Source organism: Putridiphycobacter roseus (assembly GCF_003234935.1).
GTDB classification, from domain to species: domain Bacteria; phylum Bacteroidota; class Bacteroidia; order Flavobacteriales_D; family Crocinitomicaceae; genus Putridiphycobacter; species Putridiphycobacter roseus.
The window spans coordinates 159,164-185,575 of the sequence record NZ_QKSB01000001.1 but is presented as its reverse complement, the minus strand read 5'-3'; the positions used below and the strand labels follow the sequence as shown (position 1 = coordinate 185,575).

The 26,412-nt window shown below is 34.3% G+C and carries 20 protein-coding genes, 2 tRNA genes and 1 riboswitch; of the genes, 7 read left to right on the top strand and 15 right to left on the bottom strand.

Annotation, left to right across the window (positions count from 1 at the left end; all coding sequences use genetic code 11):
• Nucleotides 1-208: 208 nt before the first annotated feature.
• Entirely contained in the window at nt 209-1,879 is a 1,671-nt protein-coding gene (locus tag DNU06_RS00840) for a T9SS type A sorting domain-containing protein (protein ID WP_146239099.1), read from the top strand.
• A gap of 213 nt (nt 1,880-2,092) precedes the next feature.
• Nucleotides 2,093-2,371: a hypothetical protein gene (locus DNU06_RS00835; RefSeq protein ID WP_111061313.1), complete on the top strand. Its 279-nt coding sequence runs from the start codon at nt 2,093-2,095 to the stop codon at nt 2,369-2,371.
• A 642-nt stretch (nt 2,372-3,013) separates the two neighbouring features.
• Here the strand turns inward: DNU06_RS00835 and DNU06_RS00830 are convergent.
• From DNU06_RS00830 to DNU06_RS00785, 10 genes are all read right to left on the bottom strand, one after another.
• Nucleotides 3,014-3,244, bottom strand: coding sequence for a hypothetical protein (locus tag DNU06_RS00830; RefSeq protein ID WP_111061312.1), 231 nt, complete (start codon nt 3,242-3,244; stop codon nt 3,014-3,016).
• 9 nt (nt 3,245-3,253) lie between these two features.
• A complete protein-coding gene (locus DNU06_RS00825) occupies nt 3,254-4,108 on the bottom strand; it encodes a T9SS type A sorting domain-containing protein (protein ID WP_111061311.1) in 855 nt (284 codons plus the stop codon).
• Between the two features lie 51 nt (nt 4,109-4,159).
• Nucleotides 4,160-5,872, bottom strand: a complete 1,713-nt coding sequence (locus tag DNU06_RS00820; protein WP_111061310.1) for a T9SS type A sorting domain-containing protein — start codon at nt 5,870-5,872, stop codon at nt 4,160-4,162.
• A 56-nt stretch (nt 5,873-5,928) separates the two neighbouring features.
• Nucleotides 5,929-7,266, bottom strand: a complete 1,338-nt coding sequence (locus tag DNU06_RS00815) for a T9SS type A sorting domain-containing protein (protein WP_111061309.1) — start codon at nt 7,264-7,266, stop codon at nt 5,929-5,931.
• Nucleotides 7,267-7,276: 10 nt separating this feature from the next.
• A complete protein-coding gene (locus DNU06_RS00810; protein ID WP_111061308.1) occupies nt 7,277-8,614 on the bottom strand; it encodes a hypothetical protein in 1,338 nt (445 codons plus the stop codon).
• 188 nt (nt 8,615-8,802) lie between these two features.
• Nucleotides 8,803-9,549, bottom strand: coding sequence for a LytR/AlgR family response regulator transcription factor (locus DNU06_RS00805; protein WP_111061307.1), 747 nt, complete (start codon nt 9,547-9,549; stop codon nt 8,803-8,805).
• 73 nt (nt 9,550-9,622) lie between these two features.
• Complete coding sequence (locus DNU06_RS00800; RefSeq protein ID WP_111061306.1) at nt 9,623-12,556, bottom strand: sensor histidine kinase; 2,934 nt, start codon at nt 12,554-12,556, stop codon at nt 9,623-9,625.
• Nucleotides 12,557-12,963: 407 nt separating this feature from the next.
• Nucleotides 12,964-13,230, bottom strand: a complete 267-nt coding sequence (locus DNU06_RS18165; protein ID WP_111061305.1) for a GIY-YIG nuclease family protein — start codon at nt 13,228-13,230, stop codon at nt 12,964-12,966.
• Between the two features lie 233 nt (nt 13,231-13,463).
• Nucleotides 13,464-13,547: transfer RNA gene (locus DNU06_RS00790), tRNA-Leu, on the bottom strand.
• 59 nt (nt 13,548-13,606) lie between these two features.
• Nucleotides 13,607-13,679, bottom strand: a tRNA-Gly gene (locus tag DNU06_RS00785).
• Between the two features lie 337 nt (nt 13,680-14,016).
• Between DNU06_RS00785 and DNU06_RS00780 the strand changes: the two genes are divergently transcribed.
• Nucleotides 14,017-14,421, top strand: coding sequence for a hypothetical protein (locus tag DNU06_RS00780; protein ID WP_111061304.1), 405 nt, complete (start codon nt 14,017-14,019; stop codon nt 14,419-14,421).
• 114 nt (nt 14,422-14,535) lie between these two features.
• Nucleotides 14,536-14,934: a DUF5004 domain-containing protein gene (locus DNU06_RS00775; RefSeq protein WP_111061303.1), complete on the top strand. Its 399-nt coding sequence runs from the start codon at nt 14,536-14,538 to the stop codon at nt 14,932-14,934.
• 47 nt (nt 14,935-14,981) lie between these two features.
• Here DNU06_RS00775 and DNU06_RS00770 read toward each other — a convergent pair whose 3' ends face one another.
• The 5 genes from DNU06_RS00770 to DNU06_RS00750 form a co-directional block, all read right to left on the bottom strand.
• On the bottom strand, nt 14,982-15,968 hold the full coding sequence (locus tag DNU06_RS00770) for a T9SS type A sorting domain-containing protein (protein ID WP_111061302.1): 987 nt from the start codon (nt 15,966-15,968) through the stop codon (nt 14,982-14,984).
• Nucleotides 15,965-17,026, bottom strand: a complete 1,062-nt coding sequence (locus DNU06_RS00765; RefSeq protein ID WP_111061301.1) for a DUF5074 domain-containing protein — start codon at nt 17,024-17,026, stop codon at nt 15,965-15,967. Before DNU06_RS00765 ends, DNU06_RS00770 begins: the two co-directional genes overlap by 4 nt.
• Nucleotides 17,023-19,002 (bottom strand): TonB-dependent receptor plug domain-containing protein, encoded by a 1,980-nt coding sequence (locus tag DNU06_RS00760; RefSeq protein ID WP_111061300.1) that lies wholly within the window; start codon nt 19,000-19,002, stop codon nt 17,023-17,025. The genes DNU06_RS00765 and DNU06_RS00760 overlap by 4 nt, the downstream gene beginning before the upstream one ends.
• A gap of 2 nt (nt 19,003-19,004) precedes the next feature.
• Nucleotides 19,005-19,997, bottom strand: a complete 993-nt coding sequence (locus tag DNU06_RS00755; RefSeq protein ID WP_111061299.1) for a T9SS type A sorting domain-containing protein — start codon at nt 19,995-19,997, stop codon at nt 19,005-19,007.
• A gap of 118 nt (nt 19,998-20,115) precedes the next feature.
• Nucleotides 20,116-20,321: riboswitch (cobalamin riboswitch) on the bottom strand.
• Between the two features lie 347 nt (nt 20,322-20,668).
• A complete protein-coding gene (locus DNU06_RS00750) occupies nt 20,669-22,936 on the bottom strand; it encodes an ATP-dependent helicase (RefSeq protein WP_111061298.1) in 2,268 nt (755 codons plus the stop codon).
• A gap of 453 nt (nt 22,937-23,389) precedes the next feature.
• Here DNU06_RS00750 and rpsL point away from each other — a divergent pair, with 453 nt between their 5' ends.
• The 3 genes from rpsL to fusA are packed head-to-tail and all read left to right on the top strand — an operon-like array spanning nt 23,390 to nt 26,402.
• A complete protein-coding gene (rpsL, locus tag DNU06_RS00745; RefSeq protein WP_111061297.1) occupies nt 23,390-23,767 on the top strand; it encodes a 30S ribosomal protein S12 in 378 nt (125 codons plus the stop codon).
• A gap of 16 nt (nt 23,768-23,783) precedes the next feature.
• A complete protein-coding gene (rpsG, locus tag DNU06_RS00740) occupies nt 23,784-24,257 on the top strand; it encodes a 30S ribosomal protein S7 (RefSeq protein WP_111061296.1) in 474 nt (157 codons plus the stop codon).
• Nucleotides 24,258-24,275: 18 nt separating this feature from the next.
• Nucleotides 24,276-26,402, top strand: coding sequence for an elongation factor G (fusA, locus tag DNU06_RS00735; protein ID WP_111061295.1), 2,127 nt, complete (start codon nt 24,276-24,278; stop codon nt 26,400-26,402).
• The last annotated feature ends 10 nt before the right edge of the window (nt 26,403-26,412 follow it).

The window sequence follows — 26,412 nt, the reverse complement described above, 5'->3', positions numbered from 1 at the left end:
ATTTTTTTTTACGCCATTACTGTCATCATGATTAACAAAAAAAGCGAAGAATTAAACTATGGTGAAAAATCCAATTCAATGCTAATGGAGAAAGGGTGCATCATAAATGTGTGAGGATTAATAATTACACAAAGTCAAATATAGGTTTTGCAAAGTGCGTTTATGTTTTTTAGTAATTCAAGTTATTTTTAATAAAAAAATAGCTGCTATGAAAAAATTACTCTTGCTTTATTTGTCTGTTATACCAAGTATACTTTTTGGACAAATACCTGCCTTAAATTGGGCAAATTCTACCGACTTTACAGTACAAAGTTCTGCAATTATGCCAAATGGAAATATCATTTCAGGCGGATCATTTAGTGGCACTAACGATTTTGACCCAGGTGCAGATAGTTTAAAATTAACTGCTGCAGGAAGTTTAGATATGTGTTTACAAATGTTAGATGCCAACGGAAATTTAGTTTGGGCCAAAGGTTTTGGTTCGGCTGAGCAAGATGTTATTAAAAGCATAGCGACAGATGAAGATGGTAATATTTTTGTAACGGGTTATTTTAAAGAAACTGTTGATTTTGATTTAGGTCCTGGTGTTAGCAATCTAACTTCTGCTGGTCAACAAGATTTATTTATTCTAAAACTTGATCATTTAGGAGATTTTGAATGGGTAAAGCAAATTGAATCCCAGTACGCTGTATTAGGAAATTCAATCAAATTAGGGTTGAATGGTGAGTTGTTGTTAGCTGGTTCTTTTGGTGGAACGGTAAATTTTGGCACTACAACTTTAACCTCTAATAGTTCAAGTTCTGCAGGTGTAACGGATTTTTTTGTAGCAAAACTAAATGCGACAGGTGATGTGGTTTGGGCCACTAGTGCCGGTAGCCCAGGAACGGATGACTGTAATGATGTTACTGTTGATGCTCAGGGGAATGTTTATTGTACAGGTGATTTTCAAGGGCAAAATATCGATTTTGACCCTTCTATGGCGCAGGGATTATTGTCTGCCCATCTAGGAGACTATGACGGATTTGTGATGAAGTTAAATGCTATTGGTGAATATCAATGGGCCTTTTCAATTGGAGGGGCAGGAAGAGATCGTACAGTAAGTATAGAGGTGGATGCACAAGATAAAATCTATGTGTCAGGTCAATTTGATGGCACTTCTGATTTCGATCCCTTGGGAAGTTCCACAAATTTAACATCCACTTTGAATGATCTTTTTATTCAAAAATTGAATTCTGATGGCACATTGGTTTGGGTGAAAGTAATTTCTGGAGCAGGAACGCAGCAATGTAGGGACATGTTCGTTTCCGAAGCAGGAGAAGTACATGTGGTTGGCTTTGCAATGGGAGATACAGATTTTGATCCATCATCAAATAGTCAGTTAATTACAAGTAGTACGAATGACTGGTATGGTCATATCACTAAATTGGATGTAAATGGTGATTTGGATTGGTATTCGGTTTTTGAAGGCGCAAGTAATTTTATTCAGGCAATTAATTTCGACATAGATGATAATTTGATATTGACAGGTCAGCAATATGGTATTGTTGATGTGGATCCAACTGCGAATGTTAATAATTTAAACGTAGCGCCATATTCAGCAAATGGAGCAATGGTAATTAAATTTGGAAGCAATTCTACCTCATCTGTTCCCGAAGCAGACTGGGTGAACTTAACTGTGTTTCCAAACCCGACTGAAAATAGAATTAATGTGTTAAGTCCTTTTGAAATTGAGCAAATCACTATCTATAATTCTTTAGGTCAAAATATAATGTCCACTACAGTATCAAGTATTGAACTTAATAATTTACCAGCAGGTATTTACTTTGTAAAAGTTAAAACTGCGGAAAGTGAGTATACTCGAAAAATAGTAAAAAAATAATCTTTTTTCATAGGTAGAGAGGTGGGGGATTCTTAATTGAATTCTCCATTTTTTTTTAATTGATAATCCCTACTAAGGTTCAAATTTAAATAAAGTGTTATGAAGCATATATTAGTTACTCACTTCCTTTATAACCACTTAACTGTTACTAGTCAATTCGCAATTGAAAGTTCTTAGAATTTTATCCATTCTGGTAGAAATCAAAGTGTAGAATTGAATTATACAAAACGAAAATCTGTATTCAGTGTTGGGGTTAAATACAACATCAATAACCTGACTAAGTTTTCAAATCAAAACCTATATAAAAAAGCATTTATATACACTAATTTATCTGACCGATTTGGTTGTACTTTAAAGTATGATTATAGAATCGTTGAAAGAAAAGACTTTAATATAAATGTCAGTTACAATTTTGAATTATTTGAGTCGCACCGACTAAATGATTGGTATTTTGCAATAGGCTCCTTAATAGATTTTCCTACGACTGAGTAAGACTTTATTTAGGTTAGGGTAACGGATACAATAAGTAATGTTAGCGCGTTTGCACAAAATATAGGTGTAAAACTCAATTTGAGATTAACGGATCGGCTATATTTTACTCCATTTTTTGGAGGAGGTTTGATTTTTATTTATAACGCTAAATCTACTTTATTAGGCCCCAATAATAAGCCAGTGAAATGGAGCTGGGAATTAGGTAAAAAAATAAGTTTTGGTCTGGGTTATACATTTAAATAGCATTAGTCTATTCTTTTAAACAAGGGTATTGTAGCTATTCATACCGGTAATTAAGCTACAAAATCATTGTATTAGTTACTAGGGGATGTTTCAAATCATTTACTGCTGTTTTCTTAATTGAGCGTGCGATTGCACAGGAAAACAGTACTATAAAAAGCTTTATTGAACAGTATACTATTATTGCTCAAGGCACAAGTTTAGTTTTTTTTCGAATAGTGGACCAGAAAACGGAAGCACCAAATAAGTATTCCAGAATCCCTGAAATTTGACAGGATTCTACTTACCACCTTTGCCGAATTATGAGCAACACTGGAATACTTAGAGCCAATAGTACATAAAACCGACTATTCAATTGGCACCTTTTTCAATGCTATATAGCCACTTATAATTTAAAACATACTATTCCACCGTTAAAATACATTCACGATCAATTGTTACAGTATCTTGCTCATAAGATTGTTCCATGTCGGTACATCTGTCTTTTGCTTTTTTTACTGTAAAAGCTTGAAATTTATCAGCCACAGCACCTACTTCCGTGCCTTGTGCAGTTTCTGTACAGGTACATTCAAATGTTTTTCGGCAAGCACTAAAAAGTACAAGCAGACAGGATAAAATTAAATAATATTTCATCTTCATCATTTATTGTTTTATAAAACGGTTAGTATATAATCGATTTTCAGTTTCAATGGTTAAGATGTAAATACCAGCTTTTAAAACTGAAACGTCAATTTTATTGTTCATAATAGAGACTGGCTTCACTAACTGACCTGAAATACTGTAAATAGCTACTTGCTTAATGTTTTCTTCAGGCAATTGAATATTTAATAAGTTTTGTACTGGGTTAGGGTAGAGTTGGATTGTTGGAGAACTAACCTCGCTTAAACCTACTGTTTGGTTAGAAATTGTAATGGTTTTAGTGCCCTCTGTACCGGAACCGTCTTGTGCTGTTGCTCTTACCTCTACAGTTCCATTTGCTTGAGCTGTTAGTAAACCTGAAGAAGAAATAGACGCCATCCCAGTAACAGGGACAACTGACCAAGTAATTGAGCCGTTGGCTGCATCTAAAGGAACAATATCAGCATACATGAATAAAGTTCCTCCAGGTGTGGTAATGGTACTCAAACCTGATAGCGTATGAACATCTATAAACGCAACTAGTGCTGGGAAGTTGATGTAAATGTCCTTAGTTCCTACCGTTCCTGATCCATCATTTGCAGTTGCAACAACTTGAACATAGCCATTTCCAAGTCCCGTTAATATACCAGTGGTTGAAATAGTAGCATAACCTGTGGCGTTGTTAACGTTCCAAGTGTAGTTAGGATTTGTTGCATTAGTCGGTAATACAATGGCTTCCATTTGTAAAGTGCCTGCTTGTGTATTAATTGTATTTACGCCATTTTGTCCATCAACAAAGATGGATAACACTGAAACTTGTGCACTTGCCCCTAAGCTTATCGTGATAAGGGTGATTATAGATAGTATAATATTTTTCATAATATTTTTTTAATAGCGCGGTACTTTAATTAAAAGTACCGCGCTGGTTAATTACTGCTTTACAAAACGATTAGTATAAACAGCAGTTTCGGTTTTAATGGTTAAGATATAAATACCAGCTTTTAATGCTGAAACGTCAATTGTATTGTTGTTAATGAAGATTGGCTTCACTAACTGACCTGAAATACTGTAAACAGCTACTTGCTTAATTTTTTCTTCAGGCAATTCAATATTTAATAGGTTTTGTACTGGGTTAGGGTAGAGTTTAATTGCAGAGTTTTCTCCCAAATCCTTTATTCCTGCATTGGCAACTGTAGAGAATTTAATGATAAAAGGATCAATTGCTCCGGTGGCTGTCAAAAGGGTAGTTCCTGCTGTTGGATCAAAGTCCGCATTTGCGCCAAAGCCTCCTGTGAAAAAAATGTTTCCTTCATTGTCAAACTCCAATCCTCTCGCGATATCTGTCCCGAGATCGCCAAAGGAATATGCCCATTGAAACTCACCTAATGAATCCAGTTTTTGAAAAAACATGTCTTGCGTATTATTGAAAGCAGTAATGTTATATGCCCCAGCTCCAGGGTCAAAATCAACAGTCCCCTTAAATCGACCAATGGTGTAAACGTCTCCATCATTTCCTACCTGAACACCGAATGATTGCTCTAAGCCTCCAGCTCCAAATGTTTTCACCCAAACTAAATCTTTTAGGGAAGTTAATTTTACAAGGTAACAATCTTGACCTCCATTCGAAGTGATGGATGTAATTCCTGATTTTAAATCAAAATCTGTGGTGGCTTTAAATGGTCCTGTTAGATAAATATTATCGTCACTATCGATATCCATGTCATATATTTCCATGTTATCTGAATTGTCGAAAGAGAAGGCATGCACAAAATCTCCAAGTTCATTGAGTTCGATAATAAAAACATTTCCATTTCCAGCTGAATTGAGAGAAAATGTTCCTGTGCCAGGATTAGCTTCCATGATATTATGGAAACGACCTGCTACCACAATATTATTATCCGACTTTGTTACTAAAGTTGTACCATTATCTGCACCGGTACCGCCCATGGTTTTAATCCAGCTGATATTACCATTGGATAATGCCATTTTGGCAACAAAAACATCTGAACTTGGGTTAACAGAAGTGATGGTCATTGGTGCACCTGCAACATCTAATGTAATGGATTCAGAAAATCCACCTGTAATTACAACTGCCCCAGCAAGATCTAACTCCTGATCTCCGAAGGACTCCATTTCTGTGCCACCAAAAGTTTTTACCCAAAGAAAATCACCATTGTTATCAAGTGCAAGAATAAAGAGATCGGCTGCACCGTTGGATGACCGAATTTCTGTTCCCATTCCTGGGTCAAAATCAACCGTGTCTGAGAATGTCCCCGAAATGATTATTGTGGTACCATAATCGTTGATTACTCTTCCGATATCATCTCCAGTTCCACCAATTTTTTTACCCCAAACAAAATTTCCATTGTCGTCTAGTTTCTGGATGTAAACATCACGCCCTCCTGTGTTAGTTAATTGGTGTACACCGCTACTTGGGTCGAGATCAATGGTGTCTTCAAAGTACCCTGTTGAATAGACATCAGCACCCAATGAGCTCAAAGATAACCCGTATTCAATGCCCGTTCCTTCGATTTGATTTGCCCACTCGAATGTTTGGGCTATGGTGGTGTTCGACAGTCCGCATAGGGTGAAAATTGACAGCACTGTTTTGCCAAAAGATAAATTATTAAAAATGTTCATCATGTAAGATTTTTAAAGTGCCATTTCTATTACTGAAATGACACTTATTATTGAATTTGCTATTGTTTTATAAAACGTTGCGTTGAAATGCCATTTTCAGTGTAAACCTTTATAAAATAAATACCTTTATTTAAGTCTGATATGTTAAGCTTTGACGTAAATTCATTTTTAATTTGAATCACTTTTCCTGATAAATCAACAATGTCGATTTGATTAACTTTAGCATTGTCTATTTTTATGAAGAGTTCATTTTGAGCTGGATTTGGATATACAAGTAATTTATTATTTACACTTGTAGCTACACCTGCAACTGTATTTAAATCTAGCTTTTTAACTGTCATTTTCCCACCTGAATTGCCTTCTTTAAAGGCAATGAATACATGGTCATCATTTATCGCCATGTCGTTAAGATAAACGCTTCCATTTTCAACAGCAGGGCCCACGCTAATCCATGCCGTACCGTTAAATTTCTTTAGGTGCAGTTTTCCATCACCATTATCGTAATAACTTATGTAAGGGATTGAATTGTGAAATAAAATTCTGTTATGTTCCACATTTCCACTTGAAATACCAGCGCCGCCAACATATTCCCAGTCGGTACCGTTGAATTTCATTACTGAAATTCTTCGTCCATTAATACTGTCTTGAAAAGAGATATAGGGTATTCCGTTGTCTACTGCAATATCGCAATAACCAATTCCTCCGGTTGTAAATCCTAAAACCCCACCTACAGCATTAATACTATTTGCTGTTGCCAATACTACAGATGCTTTTCCTTGTTCTGAAATGTCTGAGTAAATAACATATTTATCTGTGCCATCAATGGCTAATCTTGTATACCATGCTTGAGCAAAAGAAATGACTGGACCAGGTGTTGCGGTCCATGTTCCAGTCGGCGTACCAGGGTTGTATTGTTTTAAAGTCGCCTGATATCCTCCAAACACTAAGTAAGGGTCTCCATTATCAATTTTTATCTGTTGGTAAAATTCAGATGGAGAAGATGCAATTCCGTTTGGTCCTAATGGTTCCCACACGCCATTGTTATCGTTGAATTTAGATACGACTATGGCATTTATGGTTGCGTCCGTATACTCTACATAAACATCACCATTTAATTGATCAATAGCGATTGATTGTTCTCTTGAAATACCTGGTGTAAATGCTTGCGATCCTACATATACCCAATTGCTTCCGTTATATCGCATTACCGTACATTTGCTGCCGTTCGCAACATCTTTATACGCAATGTATGGTGTTCCATTGTAAACATCCATGCAGCCATATTGTGTATCACCAGTAGTAAAAGCCGCAGTCCCTATAGTTTCCCATGTTTGGGCCATGGATACCGAGCTTGAAGCCAGTACCAATGTTAAAATTATTTGTTTTAAATTCTTCATGTTTATGGTCTTAAAAGTTAACGGTTCTTACTTCTTCTTTAAATATGCCATCTCTTCCGTTTTGGCCTCTGTTATAGCCATATGTTCCTGCACCACCAGTACCTCCTTTTAAGGAGTAATTTAAATTATAACTGGTTACACTTGGGTCTTTAATTACGGTAATGTTACCACCATTTCCTGCGTTTGCGCCTGGTCCAGTTTCGTTACCTACTCCTACAGTCTTATATCCATTTGCACCATCCGTTTTAAAGTGTAGCGTTTGATCGGCTCTTAGTTTAAAAACCTGAACAGGGTCGTAACCGTCTAAGTCAGTAACTCTATATAGCAAAAGATCTGTTCCGTTAGATTGATGCTTTACTTGTTTTATTTCTATTTTATAATCGTTTGCAGAAGTTCCCCAATTTTTTGCTTGCATGGTATAATACAAAGCCTCATCATAATTTAAAACCACTTCTTGAGTTGCTTTAATGGATGGATCGAACTTTGATGAAACAGTCACTATTATTTTATCATCTTTTACGAGAGTTGTTGGTTTAATCGTTGCACCATCATAGTCTCCGTTAGTGTATGTCATTGTATAGTCCGACCAAAAGCCACCGTCTTTTGTGGAAATGGTTTTGCCATTTTTTAATGTTGCTTTAACTTGAAAACTAAAGCCTCTAAAATATCCAAATTTGTGTGGGGCTTTAACATCTGTAATTTCAACTTTAGCTAAATTTTTACCTTCAATCGACCATTTAGCCTTTTTTTCAGCAGCTGCTTTATCGGCATCAGCTGCTTCTTTTTTTGCGATTTCAGCTAGGGCGTCGGCTTGATGTACTTTTGAAGCTTCCAAATATCTTGATATCGTTTGAGAGTAGGCGTAATCTAGTTTTCTGTTAATAAAATATTTCCCTTTAACACTCGTTTCGTTATGTGTATAGGTGAATACATAAGCCCAAGACTCTGCAAATACGATACATAAATTACCAGGAGACTTATAATACCGAACAAAATCTGAGATTCCTTCATGGTCTGCTCGGTATTCTGCACCGTCATAAGTAACCGCAACTACTTTACCATCTTCTCTAGTGAATTTTAAATCTATTTCACTTGGAGTTTGTTGACAAGAGCTGCCATTAAAATAGTATTCATTGTGTTTGCCGTCGGCCCAAGTTGTCATAATTGCTTCTTGACTGATGTCAGGGTCTAAGGTGTCTATATTGCTAAGAGCTCCTAATTTTTCATTTAGTTTAGCTTCAAGTGCAGCTTTTTTAGCTTCTAGCTTTTCTTTCATGGTTTGAGCATTTAAATTGCTGCCTAAAACAGTTAGAAATAAAGCGCTTAATAATATTGCTTTTCTTGTCATTATAATCTTTTTTAAAGGTTTTATATAAATTATGTGACAAATCTAAAATGATAGTGGTCATAGAATGGATACACTTTGCAAAACAGAATGCTGACTTTGTGAAAATGATAGATGATATCATTTTTTTGTGCAATGGGATATAAACTGGCTGTTTGCCTAGTGACTTGAATGGAGAGTGTAAGTTGTGCCTACTTTTGGATTGCTAAATTGAATGCGGTAATTTTTGTGGGAGAAAGCTTTGCTATAATATCATTGGAAAGGTAAATGTTTCCTTGGTTGGCATTGTATTTTTTAATGTGATCAAGGTTAATAATCCATGACTTTTGTGATCGAAAAAAATTGCTTTCTTCTGGAAGAGATTTCTCAAAGTATTTGAGGTTTTTACTGACCGTTAACTTTTCGGTATTTAGCTGATGAATGATCACATAACTCCCATAACCTTGAATACAAATAATGTCTTTCAGGTTTAAAATAAGATTGCCATCAATTTCTGGGATGACAATTTTATCGAATGTTTTATTTTGAAGGGTTTCCAGTAAGACAGCATAAGCTGCATGCGTATTTTTTTGATCTACCTTTTCTGAAATCCGTTGTAAACTTTCGTTTAATCTTGTTCTGTTTATTGGTTTGACCAAGTAATCAATGGCACTCATTTCAAATGCTTTTAAAGCATATTTATCATAAGCTGTAATAAAAACAATTTCGAATTCCATTTCATCAAAAAAGTTTACAATTTCATATCCAGCATATTCAGGCATTTGTATGTCTAAGAAAACAACATCAGGCTTTAATTGCTTGATGTTGGTAACAGCCTCTTTTAAGCTCTTGCACATGGCCTGTATTTCAATTGGAAATTGAGAAAAATTAATCAGCGTTTTTAATACATCTCTTGCATCTTCTTCGTCATCAACAATTATTGCTTTAATCATTTTCATAGTGCAGTATTAATGATTTATTTAAAATAAATTGAAATCAATTTTTAAAACCATTCTTTCAGTTTGCCAAATACTAGTATTTATTAATAAAAGGGAAGTTGATCGTTGCCTTTGTTCCAATGGCATTTCCTTTTTCGTCGTATAAATCCGTAATTGTATAATTGAATTGACGGCTATTTTGTTCACTCAATATTCTCAGTCTTTCATCTGTGGCACCAAGAGAAAAAGAGGTGTAATTGTACTTTTGTCTATTTTTAATTTCAGTAGCTTTAACTCTACCTATCCCATTATCTGTAATCGCACAAGATACTAGGTCGTCATTTAAGTGAAAATCAATCAAAAGTGTTTTATTTCCTTTTTTGTGCAACAAGCCATGATGAATTGCATTTTCTAAAAATGGTTGTATCAGTAAAGAAGGAATCATTATACCTTCTTTAATATTTTTTTCAATTTTAAATTGAAACTCTTCCTTCATCCTCAAACTTTCTAGATTTAAATAAATGTTTAAAAATGTTATTTCTTCATCAAGTGGCACATAATTCTTTTCTGAAAAATTTAAGGTTTTACGTACCAAGTCTGCAAACATTTCAATATAATCATATGATTTTTGTGTGTCTTGTTTTAACACCAATGCTTGTATTGAATTTAATGAATTGAAAATGAAATGTGGATTCATTTGTGAGCGAATGGCTTTTAACTTAGACTCAAAAATATCAGATTGCATTTTTTGTTTTTCGAGCATTATTTTTTGGTCTCTTTTATTTTTTCTGTTTTGTAAAAAAAAGAAAGAAGAAACTAAGAGAACGATTAATAAAAATAGGAGTAATATAAACCACCATTGAAACCAAAATGGCTGTTTTATTTTAAAATTGTATCGTAATGTTTTGGTTTCATTTCCTCGGTAGGTAGCCTTAATTAAAAAAGAATACTTACCTGGTGCTAGAGATGGGAATACCAAAGAGTTTACTTTAGTAGATAATGTTTGCCATTCCTCTGAAATTCCAATTATTTTATAGTTGAAAATGGCTTCTGTTTTGGTTTCGATATTTCTATAGTCAAAATAGAATTTAATGTCATTTTTATCATAAGAAAACAATGAATCGCTATCCAATAGTATGGCTTTATTATTGACCTCAATAGAATCTAAATATACTCGACCAAACTCATTGTAGTTTTCCTTGGATGTTAATCTTTTCAATTCATAAGCATAATAGCCTTGCTTGTCTAAAAGCCACAATTTATCATCACTTATTGAAAAGTTTATGACTTTTCCCGTTAAAACACCTTCGTTTTCACCAAGACCAATAAATTGTTTTGACACTAAATCGTATACCTGTAAGCCTTTGGTTGTTAATATGAATAAAAGTGAGTTCTTCACTTCTAACTTTATGACTGTTTTCGATTTAAGACCATCTTTTAAATCGATTAAACTTTGGACAACATTGTCCTTATACAAAAGTATCCCAAATTTTTCAGTCCCGATAAAAAGTTGGTCTTCATACAATGTCAAGTCATTCGCATCCAACATTGCATTATTGAAAAGTAGTGTATCCGTATTTAAAGCATTCCATTTTCTAGCAAAAACACCAGCGCTTGTAATGTAATAGAGTTTTTCAGTTTTTTGATGGTAGGTAATGGCCCTTCCTCTATTTTTTATCGGAATAACGTATCGATTGGTTTCTAATTTTGTAGCAAAATTTGGCGAAATTTCCACGCCATTTTTCGTAACTATTATAATCGCGCCAGTACTTATGAAAACAAAAAACTGACCAGGGACTTCAACTAAATCTTTAATATTATTGTAAAATGGGACTCCATCCTGATAATGTAAAATGTTTCTAATTACTTTTTTGTTAAGCGTATAGATATCTTTTAAAGTGAATAATTTCTTTATATTATAATCGTGTTTGGATTGCAATACTGGTCCATTTTCATGTTTATATAAAGTATTTGCATTATTCGATAAATAAACAACATTTTTATGGGAAGTAGTTATCCCTTCAAATGAAAGTCCAGTGTCGTATCTTAAAATGTCCCAACTTGGCACCACCATTATCCCTTCTTTAAACGTGCCTAAAAACGTTGTATTGTTTACGTTTTCTGTAACTGTAGAAATAAATTTGTCACCGAAATAAGTTGGAGACGCCGTAATACTATCTTCGTTTGACTTGATCTTCCTTACACCGTTATTCGCATTTATAATGGTAACTTGATCTGAGTTTTTTTGATAAATGATGGAATTAATTTGGAGTGAATTTTTCAATCTTATTTCTTCATCTTTAGATTTAGCTATCCCAAGCTTAGAATTGTAGAAAATATTAGATCCCAATTGAAAGAAAAGTACCTTCGTGTTTTTTAATTTTGATTTCCTTGACTGGAATGCTAGTTTAAAAATCTCAAGATGACCATTCTGATAAGTGAAATAGCTGTTATTACTTCCGATAATTTTCCCCACTATGGTACCGTCCGGCAATTGAGTGCACCCATAGAGGTTGAATTTGTCGTATTTCGTTTTTAAAAGGATTTTAAGTTTCTTTTGATTAAGAATAGAGATTGTTTTACCGGATGGTTTTACCGATTTCAGTTGGAGTCTTGTACTGTATAAAAGATGGTTTTGGTCATCAAAATAAAATTTAAAATCAAGGATATTCTCTACCTCTGGCGTTTCATAAAAAAGGCTAATGCTGTTTCTTTCAATTTTAAATATTTGGCCCTGCAAGTTATTGCAAAACAAATCTCCTTTTTGATCTCTTGTTAAATTAAAAAATGAATTCCCTTTTTGTCCATTTAATGGCGGTAAAGGATTGAATTTATTTTGAGAGTAGAAAAACAATCCACGGTTTGTACCCACATATAAAATGTCTGTTTCGTCATCATAATTTAAAGTATAAATATTGATGTTTGAAAATGCTTCAGCGCCAATTACGTAATAAGGCGGATTTTGCGCTATTAGATTAAAACCAATGAAACAGTATATGGTTAATGAAAGGACTATTTTTTTCCACACAAAACAAATATAGTTTTTATTGGGCCAGTCACAAATGTTGGTGATGAATTTAAATAAAAAAGTTATTGTTTGCCATTAGTTTATGAGTTGAATGTAAAATATATACAGTTGCCATAATTAAATATAACTATATAAATAGTTTCAAGTAGTTTGATTCTTGAAAGAAGTCAAGTTTATTATGTAAAACATATTTCTTGTTGCTTGTTTTGTTTTAAGGAAGGTCTTCTAAAAAAAAGTTTATAAAACAACAAAAGCCAGACCGTACAGTCTGGCTTTCTAGTGATAGCTAAGGGTGGAAGCCCCGTCACTATCATTAACAAAAAAACCGAAGCATAAACTTCGGTCTTTTGTACTCGAGGCGGGTCCCGATAGCTATCGGGATGACCCCGTTTAAAGGTAAGTTTCCTTTAGTTTTTCAATGATTTCAGTATGTTTTTTAGGTTATTTATATACTTTTTAGATTTCATGCTTTTGATATTGTTTTCGATTTTTCTGGCTTGATTGTAATGAAGGTTGTCAATTTGTAGGAACACAACCCAATCATTAGCCCTATGAGTAAAGGCCGTTTTAAATGTGTTGCTTTTGTGATCCTTTAATCTTTCGATAAGACAGATACAGCTTCCAATGTAAAATTTGTCAATGTTTGTTGAATGTAAAATATATACAGTTGCCATAATTAAATATAACTATATAAATAGTTTCAAGTAGTTTGATTCTTGAAAGAAGTCAAGTTTATTATGTAAAACATATTTCTTGTTGCTTGTTTTGTTTTAAGGAAGGTCTTCTAAAAAAGTTTATAAAACAACAAAAGCCAGACCGTACAGTCTGGCTTTCTAGTGATAGCTAAGGGTGGAAGCCCCGTCACTATCATTAACAAAAAAACCGAAGCATAAACTTCGGTCTTTTGTACTCGAGGCGGGACTTGAACCCGCACGTCCTAATGGACACAAGATTTTAAGTCTTGCGTGTCTACCAATTCCACCACTCGAGCATTATTGTTAGTAGTGTTTATTATCTATATTTCAATTAAGCTTGCGCTTTGATGAATTGAGCGGGAGACGGGGCTCAAACCCGCGACCTCCACCTTGGCAAGGTGGCGCTCTATCAACTGAGCTACTCTCGCTTATTAAAAGAACGTTTTCTTTCGGGCGACAAATGTACAGCTATATTTTTAATTTGCAAAACATTTTGTAAAAAAAAATGAATATTATTTTGATATTTTTTTTGAATAGAAATAGATATAACCTTAAAAGTATGAAATACATGTTATTGCGAGTGTTGTTCTTTTTTTGTTTTTTTTATAAAATTTGATAATTAATTTCTCGGACCGCCTTTATATAGGTAATGAAGCTTTCAATAATTTCAATAAAATATAAAATATTGAAATTATTTAAACCTTGCTTACATCATATTAAGTCTAAAAGTTTAAATTTGTCTACATATTTAAACTATAGACAAAAATGAAAAAAACGATTTTAATGTTATTAATTGCGATTGCAATGGTAAGTGTTGCATGTAATAAAGATCAAAATGCAGTGAAAAAACTGGATGGCAAATGGTTAGTTAAAACTATTGACGGAAGTGTTGTTGGTGATGACGAGGCGTTTACGATAAGATTTGATAATTGCAAATTAAAAAAAGATGAATATTGTACTGCTTATCAAGCTGCAGTTAATGATACAACAGCTTTTGATTTAACTTATAAAGTACAAAGCGAAGGAACTGTTTTAATCTTAAGAGTTGAAGATGAAGATGGAGAATTTGAAGATATTTCAAATACTATTGATGAGTTGTCAAAGGATGAGTTAATCTTAACGCAAACAGCTTTTGGAACTGCAAGTAAATATGTTTTTGAAAAAATATAATTAATTTTTAATAATTGAAACCTCGATAACTATTATCGAGGTTTTTTTTTGTTTGTATGTTTGATAGTCTATAGTGTAATACCGATTATTTGACTATTTTGCGAAAAAAAAATTATGAAAAAGACTTTAATTGTAATGATGTCATTTGCATTTGTTTTTACAATTGCATCATGTAACAAAAATCAAAAAGCGGTAAAGAATTTAGATGGTTCTTGGAAGTTAGTGAAAGTTAACGGAGAAGCTGTAGAAGAAGATGAAGCTGCAACTTACGATTTTGATAATTGTAAATTGAAAAGTGAAGAGTATTGTGATTTAACAATTACTGAAGATGGTTCTGTTGAAACTGCTACTTATAAAGTGACAGATGATGGAGAAAAATTGGTATTGAGAGCAGATGTTGGTGGTGTTGCTTTTGAATTAGAAAGTGAAATTACAGAATTGACAAGTACAACTTTGATTTTTAAAACTACATTTCTTGAAGAAACATCAATATCTGAATTAACAAAATTATAAGCAATTAATTAATAGATTTTAAAGCCTTAGCACATACTGTTAAGGCTTTATTTTTTTACCACTATTTTTTTTGTTTTAAGAAATTCATCTGAAACTAGTGTAAACAGATAATAACCATTTGTCAATTCGCTTAAATCAATATAATTATTGTCTTGTATGTATCCACTTAGCACCTGCTTGCCTTGTAAATCATTTACTTTATATGCCATGTTTTCTAGTTCGGTTTCAATGAAAACATAATTTGTTACAGGGTTGGGGTATAGTTTAAATGAAATTAACTCTTGTGCGCTTACATTTAAAGGGTTGTTTTGGTGAATAACACCTACTGCATCCAAGTCAAAGCCACAACTACTGAAAGCAGTCGGAAAAGGATCGTTGACTAGGTCTCCGTATTGGTCGAGTGTTCCAAAATTACTGTCAATACTGCCTACAACATCAATAATTTTCACGTACACAATACTGTCAAGGTTGAGTGATGAATTAACAGGGAGATCGGATAAGTCGAATGGTGTACCATACCCTTGCTTGTATTTGCCAGCTAAGTTATTGATTTTTGTTGCATCAGAATAACCAAATGGTCCAGTCTGACTTGTATTATCAATGTTACTGGTTGCAGGAAATCGAACAAAATCTTGTCCGTTAGAGCTTACCTCTACAAAAGCAAACTCTAAATATTGGTGATCAAAACTATTTTCAAAAATGGTGAAATCTGGTCCGTTAGCATTTTGTATTGGATATGGAAAGGACAAGGTGATTGTACCTCCGTCACCTAAACTGACAACGTCTATAGAATTACCTTGGGCAGTAAATAAGGCATTTGTACTATCTCCAAAACTGGCTAAAATACTATTTGGATTCGAAATGTCTTCGGGCCCACGCGCGAACGCTATGACCTGGTTTGCCCAATTGATGATAATACTTGAGTCCTTATGAATTGCTGTAGTGCCAATTTGATTTGCTGCCGGTGCAAATTGCCCGAAAATTAGACCATTAATTTGTAATAAAATTAAGAGGATGAATATATTTGTTTTCATGGTGTAAATAGTAGTTTAGAAGTGATTAAACCGGTGTTAAACTCATTTTTGTAGTTGCCTTCCTTATCGTATTTTCGAATGCTGCTCATGTTTACATAACCATTGGCATCATTTAAATAAATATCTTGGTTGTATGGGTCGATATGAATTTGATAAAATGTTTCGAAATTTCCACAGTCAATAAAGTGACCTGTTTCAAAAGTCAAATTGTCTGTGTTGAATAGTTTTATCGCTTTTTGGTCTTCGTCGTAATAGTAAATATTATTCTGCAAATATGCCATTTGTGTAATGGGGATATGGTATGTGGCTTCTTTTAGTTTGCTGGTTTTATTGATGCGGATTAATTTGGGAGTTAGGTTGCTGTAATTTCCTCTTGAAATCACATATACATTACCTTGGTCATCTGCTACCATTTTACCGGGATTTATCCCAACATTTATGGTCGATACTATGGTGTTTGAATTTAAATCTATGACTGAAATTGTAGAGTCGTAATTTGGGTAGTTTAAACCGCCTGTATTAACAACCCAAAGGGCATCATCAACCAAGAGGTTATGGTCTGGATTATTACCAACTTCGAGGATTTTAATGGTGTTGTAATTTGCTAAACTAACTATAAGTACAGTGCCATCAAAATTAACAATATACAGGTGGTCGTTATATACAGCTATTGACCTTGGTGATCGGCTTTCATTATTCTCGTTAAATACGCCTATCTGTTTAACGGTTTCTAATGTGTTTAGATTTAGTATTTCGATTTGACTGGATACATTTACTACAATTGCTAGGTATTGTTCACCATTGTAACTATAGCTAATCATATCGTTGGCGGTATCTCCTAATCCACGTCCATTTACTTTTTTAAAAATAGAATTATCCACAGCGCTGTTATTCTTTTGGTAAAAAGAAAGAGAGGCGTTGTTCTGTTGGAATAGTCCTTCATTCAAACACAGTATCCCATTACTATATTCTGTATTTATTTTTGGTGTTTCTATGGGTTTTTTCTTACAAGAAATACCAAGAATTATAAGCAACGTTATAAAAAAGATGTTTTTCATTTTTTCAAATTAAAGATGAGTTTAAAAATGACATGTCGACCAGGCATTGGGAAGCTTTTAATTACTTCATAGTTTTTGCCTATAATGTTGTTTAAGTGGATGTAAAAGGACAAATCGCTGTATTTTTTTAAGCTGTATTTGTACGAGTAACTGATGCTTAGATCTATAAAACCAGGAAGGTAATTTTCTGTAATGTTTTGATTTAAAGTATATCGTGAGCCAGTGTGCATCATGTTAATGTTAAAATAATGCGCTTTTAATACCAGGGCTAGGTTATAGGTAGCGTTATAGGTTGGTGTGTATGGAATTTGATGGCCGTATGAAAATATATTTTCAGGGGTTTGGTCAACACTTTTGTTAAGGTTTTGTCCAATATTTGTGATGACAGTAAAATTTTGGAATTTTTTAAGTATTTGAAGGGATATATCCATGCCAGTAGCCTTTACATTGCCAATATTTTGTATACTCCAATTAAATAAATTTTGTGTAGGTATTGCCACTATTTTATTGGTTATTTGATTTTGATAGGCGTCTATGGATATTTCTAAAGCTGTAGCTGGCCATTTTTTAGAATAGGTTATTCCGGTATTGATAGCAGTGACATTTTCGGGTTGAAGATTTTTATTACCAATTAGGTTGTAGTACAGGTCGTTAAATGATGGTAAACGATATGTATTTTTGTAATGTGCCCGAAACCTTATTTTTTCTTGATGGAATGGTAGGTAAGCAATGGCAATTAAAGGGGATAGTTTATCGTAGTTGTTTACTTGTGTTAGGCTTTCGTCTTTTATGTACTGGTGGGTTAAATTACTTTGAATTTTAAAGCGATAAAGCCATTTGGTAAAGCCTATTACGGAAATTAATTCTCTTCTGTGTGGGGTGGCACTGTACTGGCTACCGTTGAGACTTCCTGAAACAAAGTCGCTACCTATAAAAACGGACTGGGTTTTGGACCCTAAAAAATAACGGTACATTACGCCAGCACCCTTCTCTTTAATGTTATAGGTGTTTTGAAGATAGCCAAGTGAGTTTAAATATGCTGAGTCGGTATATAATGTAGTTCCATTTCTGTAAAATGACTGTGCACCAAAATAATGTTTTGAATTGTCGAAATGGTACTTTAGTTGGGTGTTGGTTTGATTTTGACTTAAGAATTGATGGTTGAATGGATTGTAGAGAATTACGGCTCCGGGAAGTTTTTGGGATTGCTGATTCCAGCTGCTGGAAAGCAAAAGGTGTTGCTTTTTATGATGGTATTGTAAAACGCCTCTTACTTGATAATTCTTTAGGTTACTGGCGCTTCTTTTGGCAACGTATGTACTGTCTACATTCTTGTATTTAAATGTATAAGCGCCTTGTCCTTCTCTCCCCATAGCTTGAATGCCAATGGTGAACTTTTTATTTATTCTTTGTTTTATTAATAATCCGATTTGACCGAGTTGTATGGTTTGGTAACCTCCCATTGCTTGAATTTCTGTTTGGTATTTCGGCTTACTTCCAATGGTAGAAAAGATGGAGATTAAATTTGCTTTTTGATATGCAGCAGCACTGGCGGTGTTATGTTGTACTTGACCGGTGGATAAGGCTAGCTTGTCCACGCCAAAAATATTGAATTGATTAAGGTTTACCGCCCCAGATTGTAAGCTGGGAAGTATAAAATCATCTAATTCGACACTGGTGTGATTTGCGCCTAAGCTCCTAAAGGATATAGTGCTTACGCCTCCAATTCCGCCGTAATCTTTTATGTTGGCTCCTGGCACTTGCTTTAGTGCTTCTCCAACGTCTCTTACACCAATATTTAATAATTTTTCTGCGTTAAACTGGTATAGCGGTACTGCTGAATTGATAACGGAAAAAGTGTGAATGGAGTCTGCCTTGGCAAATATCTCAACCGTTTTTAAGGTGTCCCTAAATTGACCAAAGCCAATAAAGGGACACCCAATTGCGATTGAAATATTTAACAAAAGCAATTTCATTATTATTGTTTAATAATACGCTTAGTGATTTGTTCGTTAGCGTTTTTTAAATGGATAAAATACATGCCTTTTTCAACGTTGCTTAAATCAATTAACTCCTTATTATTTCCTGTAGTTTGTTTTTCAATAATTACTTTTCCAGTCATGTCAATTACTTGCATAAAGTATTGCTCTGAAGTGTTTAAGTAAAAGATTCCTTCACTAGGGTTAGGGTAAATAGAGATGACTGTTTCTTTTGTATTGGATACACTCGCGTATCCACCAGTTAAATTATCCATGGCAAAATAAGCAGGCGTGTTCATTCCCCAAGTACCCTCATCTGATGAGCTCAATTTAAAATCTAATCCGTAAACAGATCCTAATGTTGTTAAGTCAACATATTCCCAGTCTTTTACTATGTAGTCGTCTGCACTATCCGCAAATCTATAGTCTGCTAAGTAAAAGTTTATGCTATCTCCTGTGTAGGTGCTGTCAGCACCCAATCCGTATATAGTCAATAAAAACCAGTCTTCTCCATTCGTTCCATCAACTGTACCATTTGCATCTACATTTTCGCCAAACTTTTTAGCATAAGCATCTCCATCTGTCATGGATAAGTAAGCATAAGTTGTGTTGGTGATGTATGTACCCGATAAGTTTAATACCGCACCGTTTTCTGCAAACATTCTGTTGTTACCGTTAACGTAACAAAGCCCAAATTGATTGGAATTGTTTTGTCCTGAGCCTGGAATAGCACTAAACTGATTTCCGTAGCCAGCCGTAGTTACATCCACTGAATTTGAATATGCCCAACCTGTAAATGAAAACCAAGAAGCATTATAGTTGTTTTCAAAAGTTAATCCACCAGTGGTAAATGTAGTGTCACCATCAATAACTTGGTCCTGACCAAACCATGCAGTGTCTGCTTGACTTAAAGGTGTTTCAAAATCTGCGGTTTGTGAAAATGCAGTCAGTTGTAATCCTGCAATAATTGTGAAAAGTAAAGTTTTTTTCATCCTTTTAATTTTTTTTGTCCATTTGTTTTTGCGGACTGATTAATAAAAAGGAATAAAATCAAAGTGAAAAATAAGTAGTCAAACCACCTAGAATTAACCATGCTTTTATCCCGAAAGCTTTGTTTTTTGAATATTGGCAGGTCTTCTGACTCACTTACTTTCTTTTATCGCCTTCCCATATCGTTTAAACCGATAAAGTGACATTTGATAAAAGAATTTTAAAGCTTACAGCTGCGGGAACAGTATAGGATTTACACCTATTTCCCATTTTAATTCTGTCTACTTGTGAAAAGTAGGACTGAAACCAAAATTCCGCGCAAAGATAAGGAATATATTTTAAGTTTACTTTAATCAGAATTTATTAAGACCCTTTGCGCATTATTTTTAACGGATAATTGCGAAAATGTATTTTTACAAGGCAGCTATTTTAATTTGAACTAAAGCTATTTTTAAATCTAGTTTTAAAAGTAGAATAGAAGATGTCAGTAATTTGGAAAAAAAACTACGCTGTACAGTAATGATAAATGGTTACTAAAAAACAGACCGGGCTTAATTTTAGTTGCATTAAAAATCAACTAAAAGGAATATCGTATTCCTCTATAATGTTTCGCCATATTTTCAACGCTAATAATTTAAAGTGAAAAATGAATAGTAAAGAAATTGAAGACAGGTTAGAGGACTTCCAATTTTGCAAATTTTAGTAATAATTGTTTGTTTCCTGCTTTAGGGAAAAATACGGTTGCTTTACTAGGTGGTGTTCCTTCTAAAGCTACAATTTTCCCTTTACCGAATCGCTCATGCATCACATTGTAACCAACTTTTAAATCCAGTTTATCTGCCGTGTCGCCATCTTTGCTTTTCTTAGGCGCGTCTTGAAGTTTAGTCAACCTTCTTTTTGGACCATTTGGAGCATAGGTGGTAGGTGTTCTTGTTTTGTTTTCTAAATTAGTTTGGTTTAATGATCTTCCGCCAGAACGATATGGCGTGGATACTTCTAAGAACTCAGGATTGATTTCTTCAATAAATCTGCTCGATTCACTGGTGATCAAATTCCCCCAACGATACCTACTTGTAGCAAAAGAAAGGGTACAGTTTTTTTCTGCCCGGGTGATGGCAACATAGAATAATCTTCTTTCTTCTTCTAGTTCCGTTCTTGAGTTTAAGGCCATTTGTGAAGGAAATAAATTCTCTTCTAATCCAACAACAAATACATATGGAAATTCCAGCCCTTTAGAGGCGTGTATGGTCATTAAAGAGACTTTATTTTTGTCTTCATCCTTTTCGCTGTCAGCATCTGTTAATAACGCAACATCTACCATAAAGTCACTTAAGAAATTAGTCTCCCCATCACTGACATTAGTGGTGAATTCCTTAATACCTGCTAATAATGCTTGAATGTTTTCATACCTAGCAACTCCTTCCGGTGATTTGTCCGCGTAATGGTCTTTTAATATGCCTGAGGTAACTGCAATGTGTTGCGCCAAGGTGTAAGCATCTTTTCGTTCTAAATCTACCGCAAAGCTTTTTATTTGCGTAACAAATTGATTTAGTTTATTTCGGGTACCACTATTTAATTCGGTTGGATATTTTTGTGGTTCCGCCGCCACTTCCCAAAGAGATACCCCGTAATGATTTGCGGCAACGACTAATTTTTCAACGGTTGAATTACCAATACCTCTTTTGGGATAGTTGACAATTCGTTTAAATGCTTCTTCGTCTTGCGGGTTAGCAGTTAGTCTATAGTATCCAATTATATCTTTAATCTCTTTTCTTTGGTAGAAAGAAAGACCACCATATATTTTATAAGGGAGATTTAGTTTTCTTAAGGCTTCCTCAAATGAACGAGACTGCGCATTGGTTCGGTAAAGAATAGCAAAGTCCGAATTTTCAGCTCCCTCGTTTTGTTTCGTTTCAAATATCTGATTGGCGATTAATTTCCCTTCTTCATTATCCGTTAACGTTCTTAAAACTTTAATTTTTGAACCTACATCATTACTGGTCCAAACATTTTTTTGTATTTGGTCTTTGTTTTTTGCAATGACAGAATTAGCCGCGTTTACAATAGTTTGAGAGCTCCTGTAATTCTGTTCTAATTTGAAGACATTATGATCGGGATAGTCTGTTTTAAAATTTAATATATTTTGAATGTTTGCACCACGAAAGGAATATATACTCTGCGCATCATCTCCAACCACACAAACATTTTGAAAAACGGCAGCTAATTTTTTAACCAACAAGTATTGAGAGTAGTTGGTATCTTGGTACTCATCTACTAATACATATTTAAATCTATGTTGGTAAAAATGAAGCGTTTCTGGACTGTCACGAAAAAGGACATTGGTTTTATAAAGTAAATCATCAAAATCCATTGCGCCAGCTAGCTTACATCTCTTTTCGTAAGCTTTGTATATTTCAAACACCCTGGGTCTACCACTTTGTCGATCCTCATTTACAATATCAGAATTACTTTCGTATGCCACGGCAGATATTAAATTATTTTTAGCAGAAGAAATACGTCCTTGGACCATACTTGGTTTGTACACCTTTTCGTCTAATTTTAATTCTTTGACTATGGTCTTAAGTAAACTTCTTGAATCTTGGGTGTCGTATATGGTGAAGTTTTGTGGGTAACCAATTTTGTCAGCATGGTGACGCAGTATTCTTGCAAACACGGAGTGAAAAGTTCCCATGGTAAGGTTTTTTGCTTCCGTGCTACCAATAATAGAGGATATACGTTCCTTCATTTCTTTTGCCGCTTTGTTGGTAAAAGTTAAGGAAAGTATATTAAAAGGATCTATTCCTTTTTCCATTAAATAAGCAATTCTAAAAGTCAATACCCGGGTTTTTCCAGATCCTGCACCTGCTATTACCATAGTTGGTCCGTCTATATTTTTTACAGCATCTAACTGTGCAGGGTTTAGTGTCTCCAAATAATTCATCTTACAAAAGTAATACTTATATTCTTTTAATGAAAAGGAAAACTCAAAGACCTTAGGATAGGAATGGAGATTTAGATAACGACTAAAATTTTTTGAATTAGTTTGGCCTGTTTTAATATTTCTGCAGAGGAAGAAGATGTATTTACCTTTTCAACAAACTGTGTTACTAGAAGTTGTTGTATCTATTAATCTTGCTAAATTATATTGTTTTATTACAATAGGATTACTACATTTGTGGACAACAATATATGTTCCATTTTAGTTTGTATAAAAGCTAAAAATATCTAGGAACATTTCTAGTTTTTGCTTTTCAACAGTCGTATGTGAAAAAAATCAAAAAAAAATCTAGTAATAGTTGGATAATAAAAAAAAGTCATTACCTTTGCACTCCGAATTTTTACGAATTTGGAGTAATTGTATTGTGTAAAAATAAAGATAAAATAGATAGTTAATATGCCAACTATTCAGCAACTAGTAAGAAAAGGAAGAACCGCTCAAGTTAAGACAAGTAAGTCGGCTGCGTTGGATTCATGTCCTCAAAAGAGAGGTGTTTGTGTAAGAGTTTATACAACCACACCAAAGAAACCTAATTCAGCTATGAGAAAAGTAGCCAGAGTTAGATTGACAAATGGTAAAGAAGTGAATGCGTACATTGGTGGTGAAGGTCACAACTTACAAGAACACTCAATTGTGTTAGTAAGGGGTGGTAGAGTAAAAGATTTGCCAGGTGTGAGATATCACGTTGTAAGAGGGGCTCTTGATACATCAGGTGTTGAGGGTAGATTACAAAGAAGATCTAAGTACGGTGCTAAAAGACCAAAAAAGAAATAAGGAAATCTAAAGTAAAATGAGAAGAAGAAAAGCCAAAAAACACGCAATTCTACCCGATCCTAAGTTTAACGAGGTTGTGGTGACAAAGTTTGTGAACAATTTAATGATACACGGAAAAAAGAGTGTAGCATATAAAATTTTTTATGACGCATTAGATTTAGTTCAAGAAAAAGTGGACGAAGAAACTACCGCATTAGATACTTGGAAAAAAGCATTACATAATGTTACTCCTGGTGTTGAAGTTAGAAGTAGAAGAGTGGGTGGGGCAACTTACCAAATTCCTACACCTGTACGTGATGCTAGAAAGCAATCTTTAGCCATGACTTGGATGATCGGTTATGCAAGAAAAAGAAATGAAAAATCAATGGCACAAAGATTAGCTTTTGAAATTTTAGCCGCTTCAAAAGAAGAAGGTGCAGCATACAAAAAGAAAGAAGACGTTCATAGAATGGCAGATGCGAATAAAGCATTTTCTCATTTTAGAATTTAACAAGGAAGAGTTAAGATAATGGCTAAGAAAAGAGATTTAACATTTACAAGAAATATTGGGATTATGGCCCATGTAGATGCTGGTAAAACAACAACTACAGAGCGTATCCTTTTTTATACTGGAGTAAGTCATAAAATTGGTGAAGTACATGATGGTGCTGCAACAATGGATTGGATGGAGCAAGAGCAGGAAAGAGGAATTACCATTACTTCTGCTGCTACTACTTGTTTCTGGAAGTACCCAACAGTTCAGGGTGCACCAGTTGACAATACAAAAGATTACAGAATTAATATTATTGATACTCCAGGTCACGTTGATTTCACGGTTGAAGTTGAGCGTTCTTTAAGAGTTTTAGATGGAGCTGTTGCATTAATTTGTGCAGCTTCTGGTGTTGAACCACAATCTGAAACGGTTTGGAGACAAGCAGATAAATATAGAGTACCTAGATTATGTTTCGTAAATAAAATGGACCGTGCAGGTGCAGATTTTATGAGGTGTGTAACTGAGGTAAGAGAGAGATTAGGTGGTAACCCAATTCCATTACAAATTCCAATTGGCGCTGAAGATGATTTCAAAGGTGTTGTGGATTTGATTACCATGAAAGGTATTATTTGGGATGAAGATAACTACGGTGCAACATACCAAGAGATTGAAATCCCAGCTGATTTACAAGAAGAAGCACAAGAGTGGAGAGATAAATTGATCGAAGCTGTTGCGGAATCTGATGAAGCTTTGATGGAGAAATTCTTCGAAGATGCAGATTCTATTACTAAAGAAGAAATGTTTGGTGCGATTAGAAAATCGACTATTAACATGTCTATTCAACCTGTAATGTGTGGTTCTGCTTTTAAAAATAAAGGGGTTCAAACTATGTTGGATGCTGTAATGGCATTTTTACCTTCTCCTTATGATACGGAAGCTATTCAAGGAATCAACCCTGATACGGATGAAGTAGAAAAAAGAATGCCTAGTTCGGATGAACCAACTGCTGCATTGGCATTTAAAATTGCAACTGATCCTTTCGTAGGAAGACTTTGTTTCTTCAGAATGTATTCTGGTCAGATCCCAGCAGGTTCTTATGTTTATAACCCAAGAACAGGCAAAAAAGAAAGAATTTCAAGAATATTCCAAATGCACTCAAACAAGCAAAATGCAATCGATATGATTGAAGCTGGTGATATTGGTGCAGGAGTAGGATTTAAAGATATTAGAACAGGCGATACTTTGTGTGATGAAAAACATCCAATTGTATTAGAATCTATGACATTCCCTGATCCAGTTATCGGTATTGCGATTGAACCAAAAACGCAAGCTGATGTGGATAAATTAGGTGTAGGTCTAGGTAAATTGTCTGAAGAAGATCCAACATTCCAAGTTAGAACTGATGAAGATTCAGGACAAACTATTATTTCTGGAATGGGTGAGTTACACTTAGAAATTTTAATTGATCGTTTAAGACGTGAGTTTAAAGTGGAAGTGAATGAAGGAGAACCTCAAGTTTCTTATAAAGAGAAAATTCAAGGTACTATTAAGCATAGAGAAGTTTATAAAAAACAATCTGGTGGTAGAGGTAAATTTGCCGATATCGTAGTTGAAATTTCTCCACAAACAGATCCTGAAAAAGAAGGTTTAGAATTCATTAATAGCATTAAAGGTGGTAACGTTCCTAGAGAATTTGTCCCTTCTGTTGAAAAAGGATTTAAAGAGGCCATGAAAAATGGTGTATTAGCTGGTTACCCAATGGACACTTTAAAAGTAGAGTTGTTAGATGGATCTTTCCACGCAGTAGATTCTGACCAATTATCTTTTGAATTAGCAGCTAAATTAGCTTTCAGACATGCTATTCCTAATGCAAGTCCAGCACTATTAGAACCAATCATGAAATTAGAGGTGGTAACACCAGAAGAGAACATGGGTGATGTAGTAGCCGATTTGAATAGAAGAAGAGGTCAAATGGAAGGAATGGGTGATAGAAACGGAGCGAAAATTATTAACGCTAAAGTGCCATTATCACAAATGTTTGGTTACGTAACTACATTAAGAACAATTTCATCAGGTAGAGCTTCTTCTACAATGGAATTTTCTAACTTTGATGTTACACCAAAGAACATTGCAGACGAAGTAATTAAAAAAGTAAAAGGATAACGCATATTTA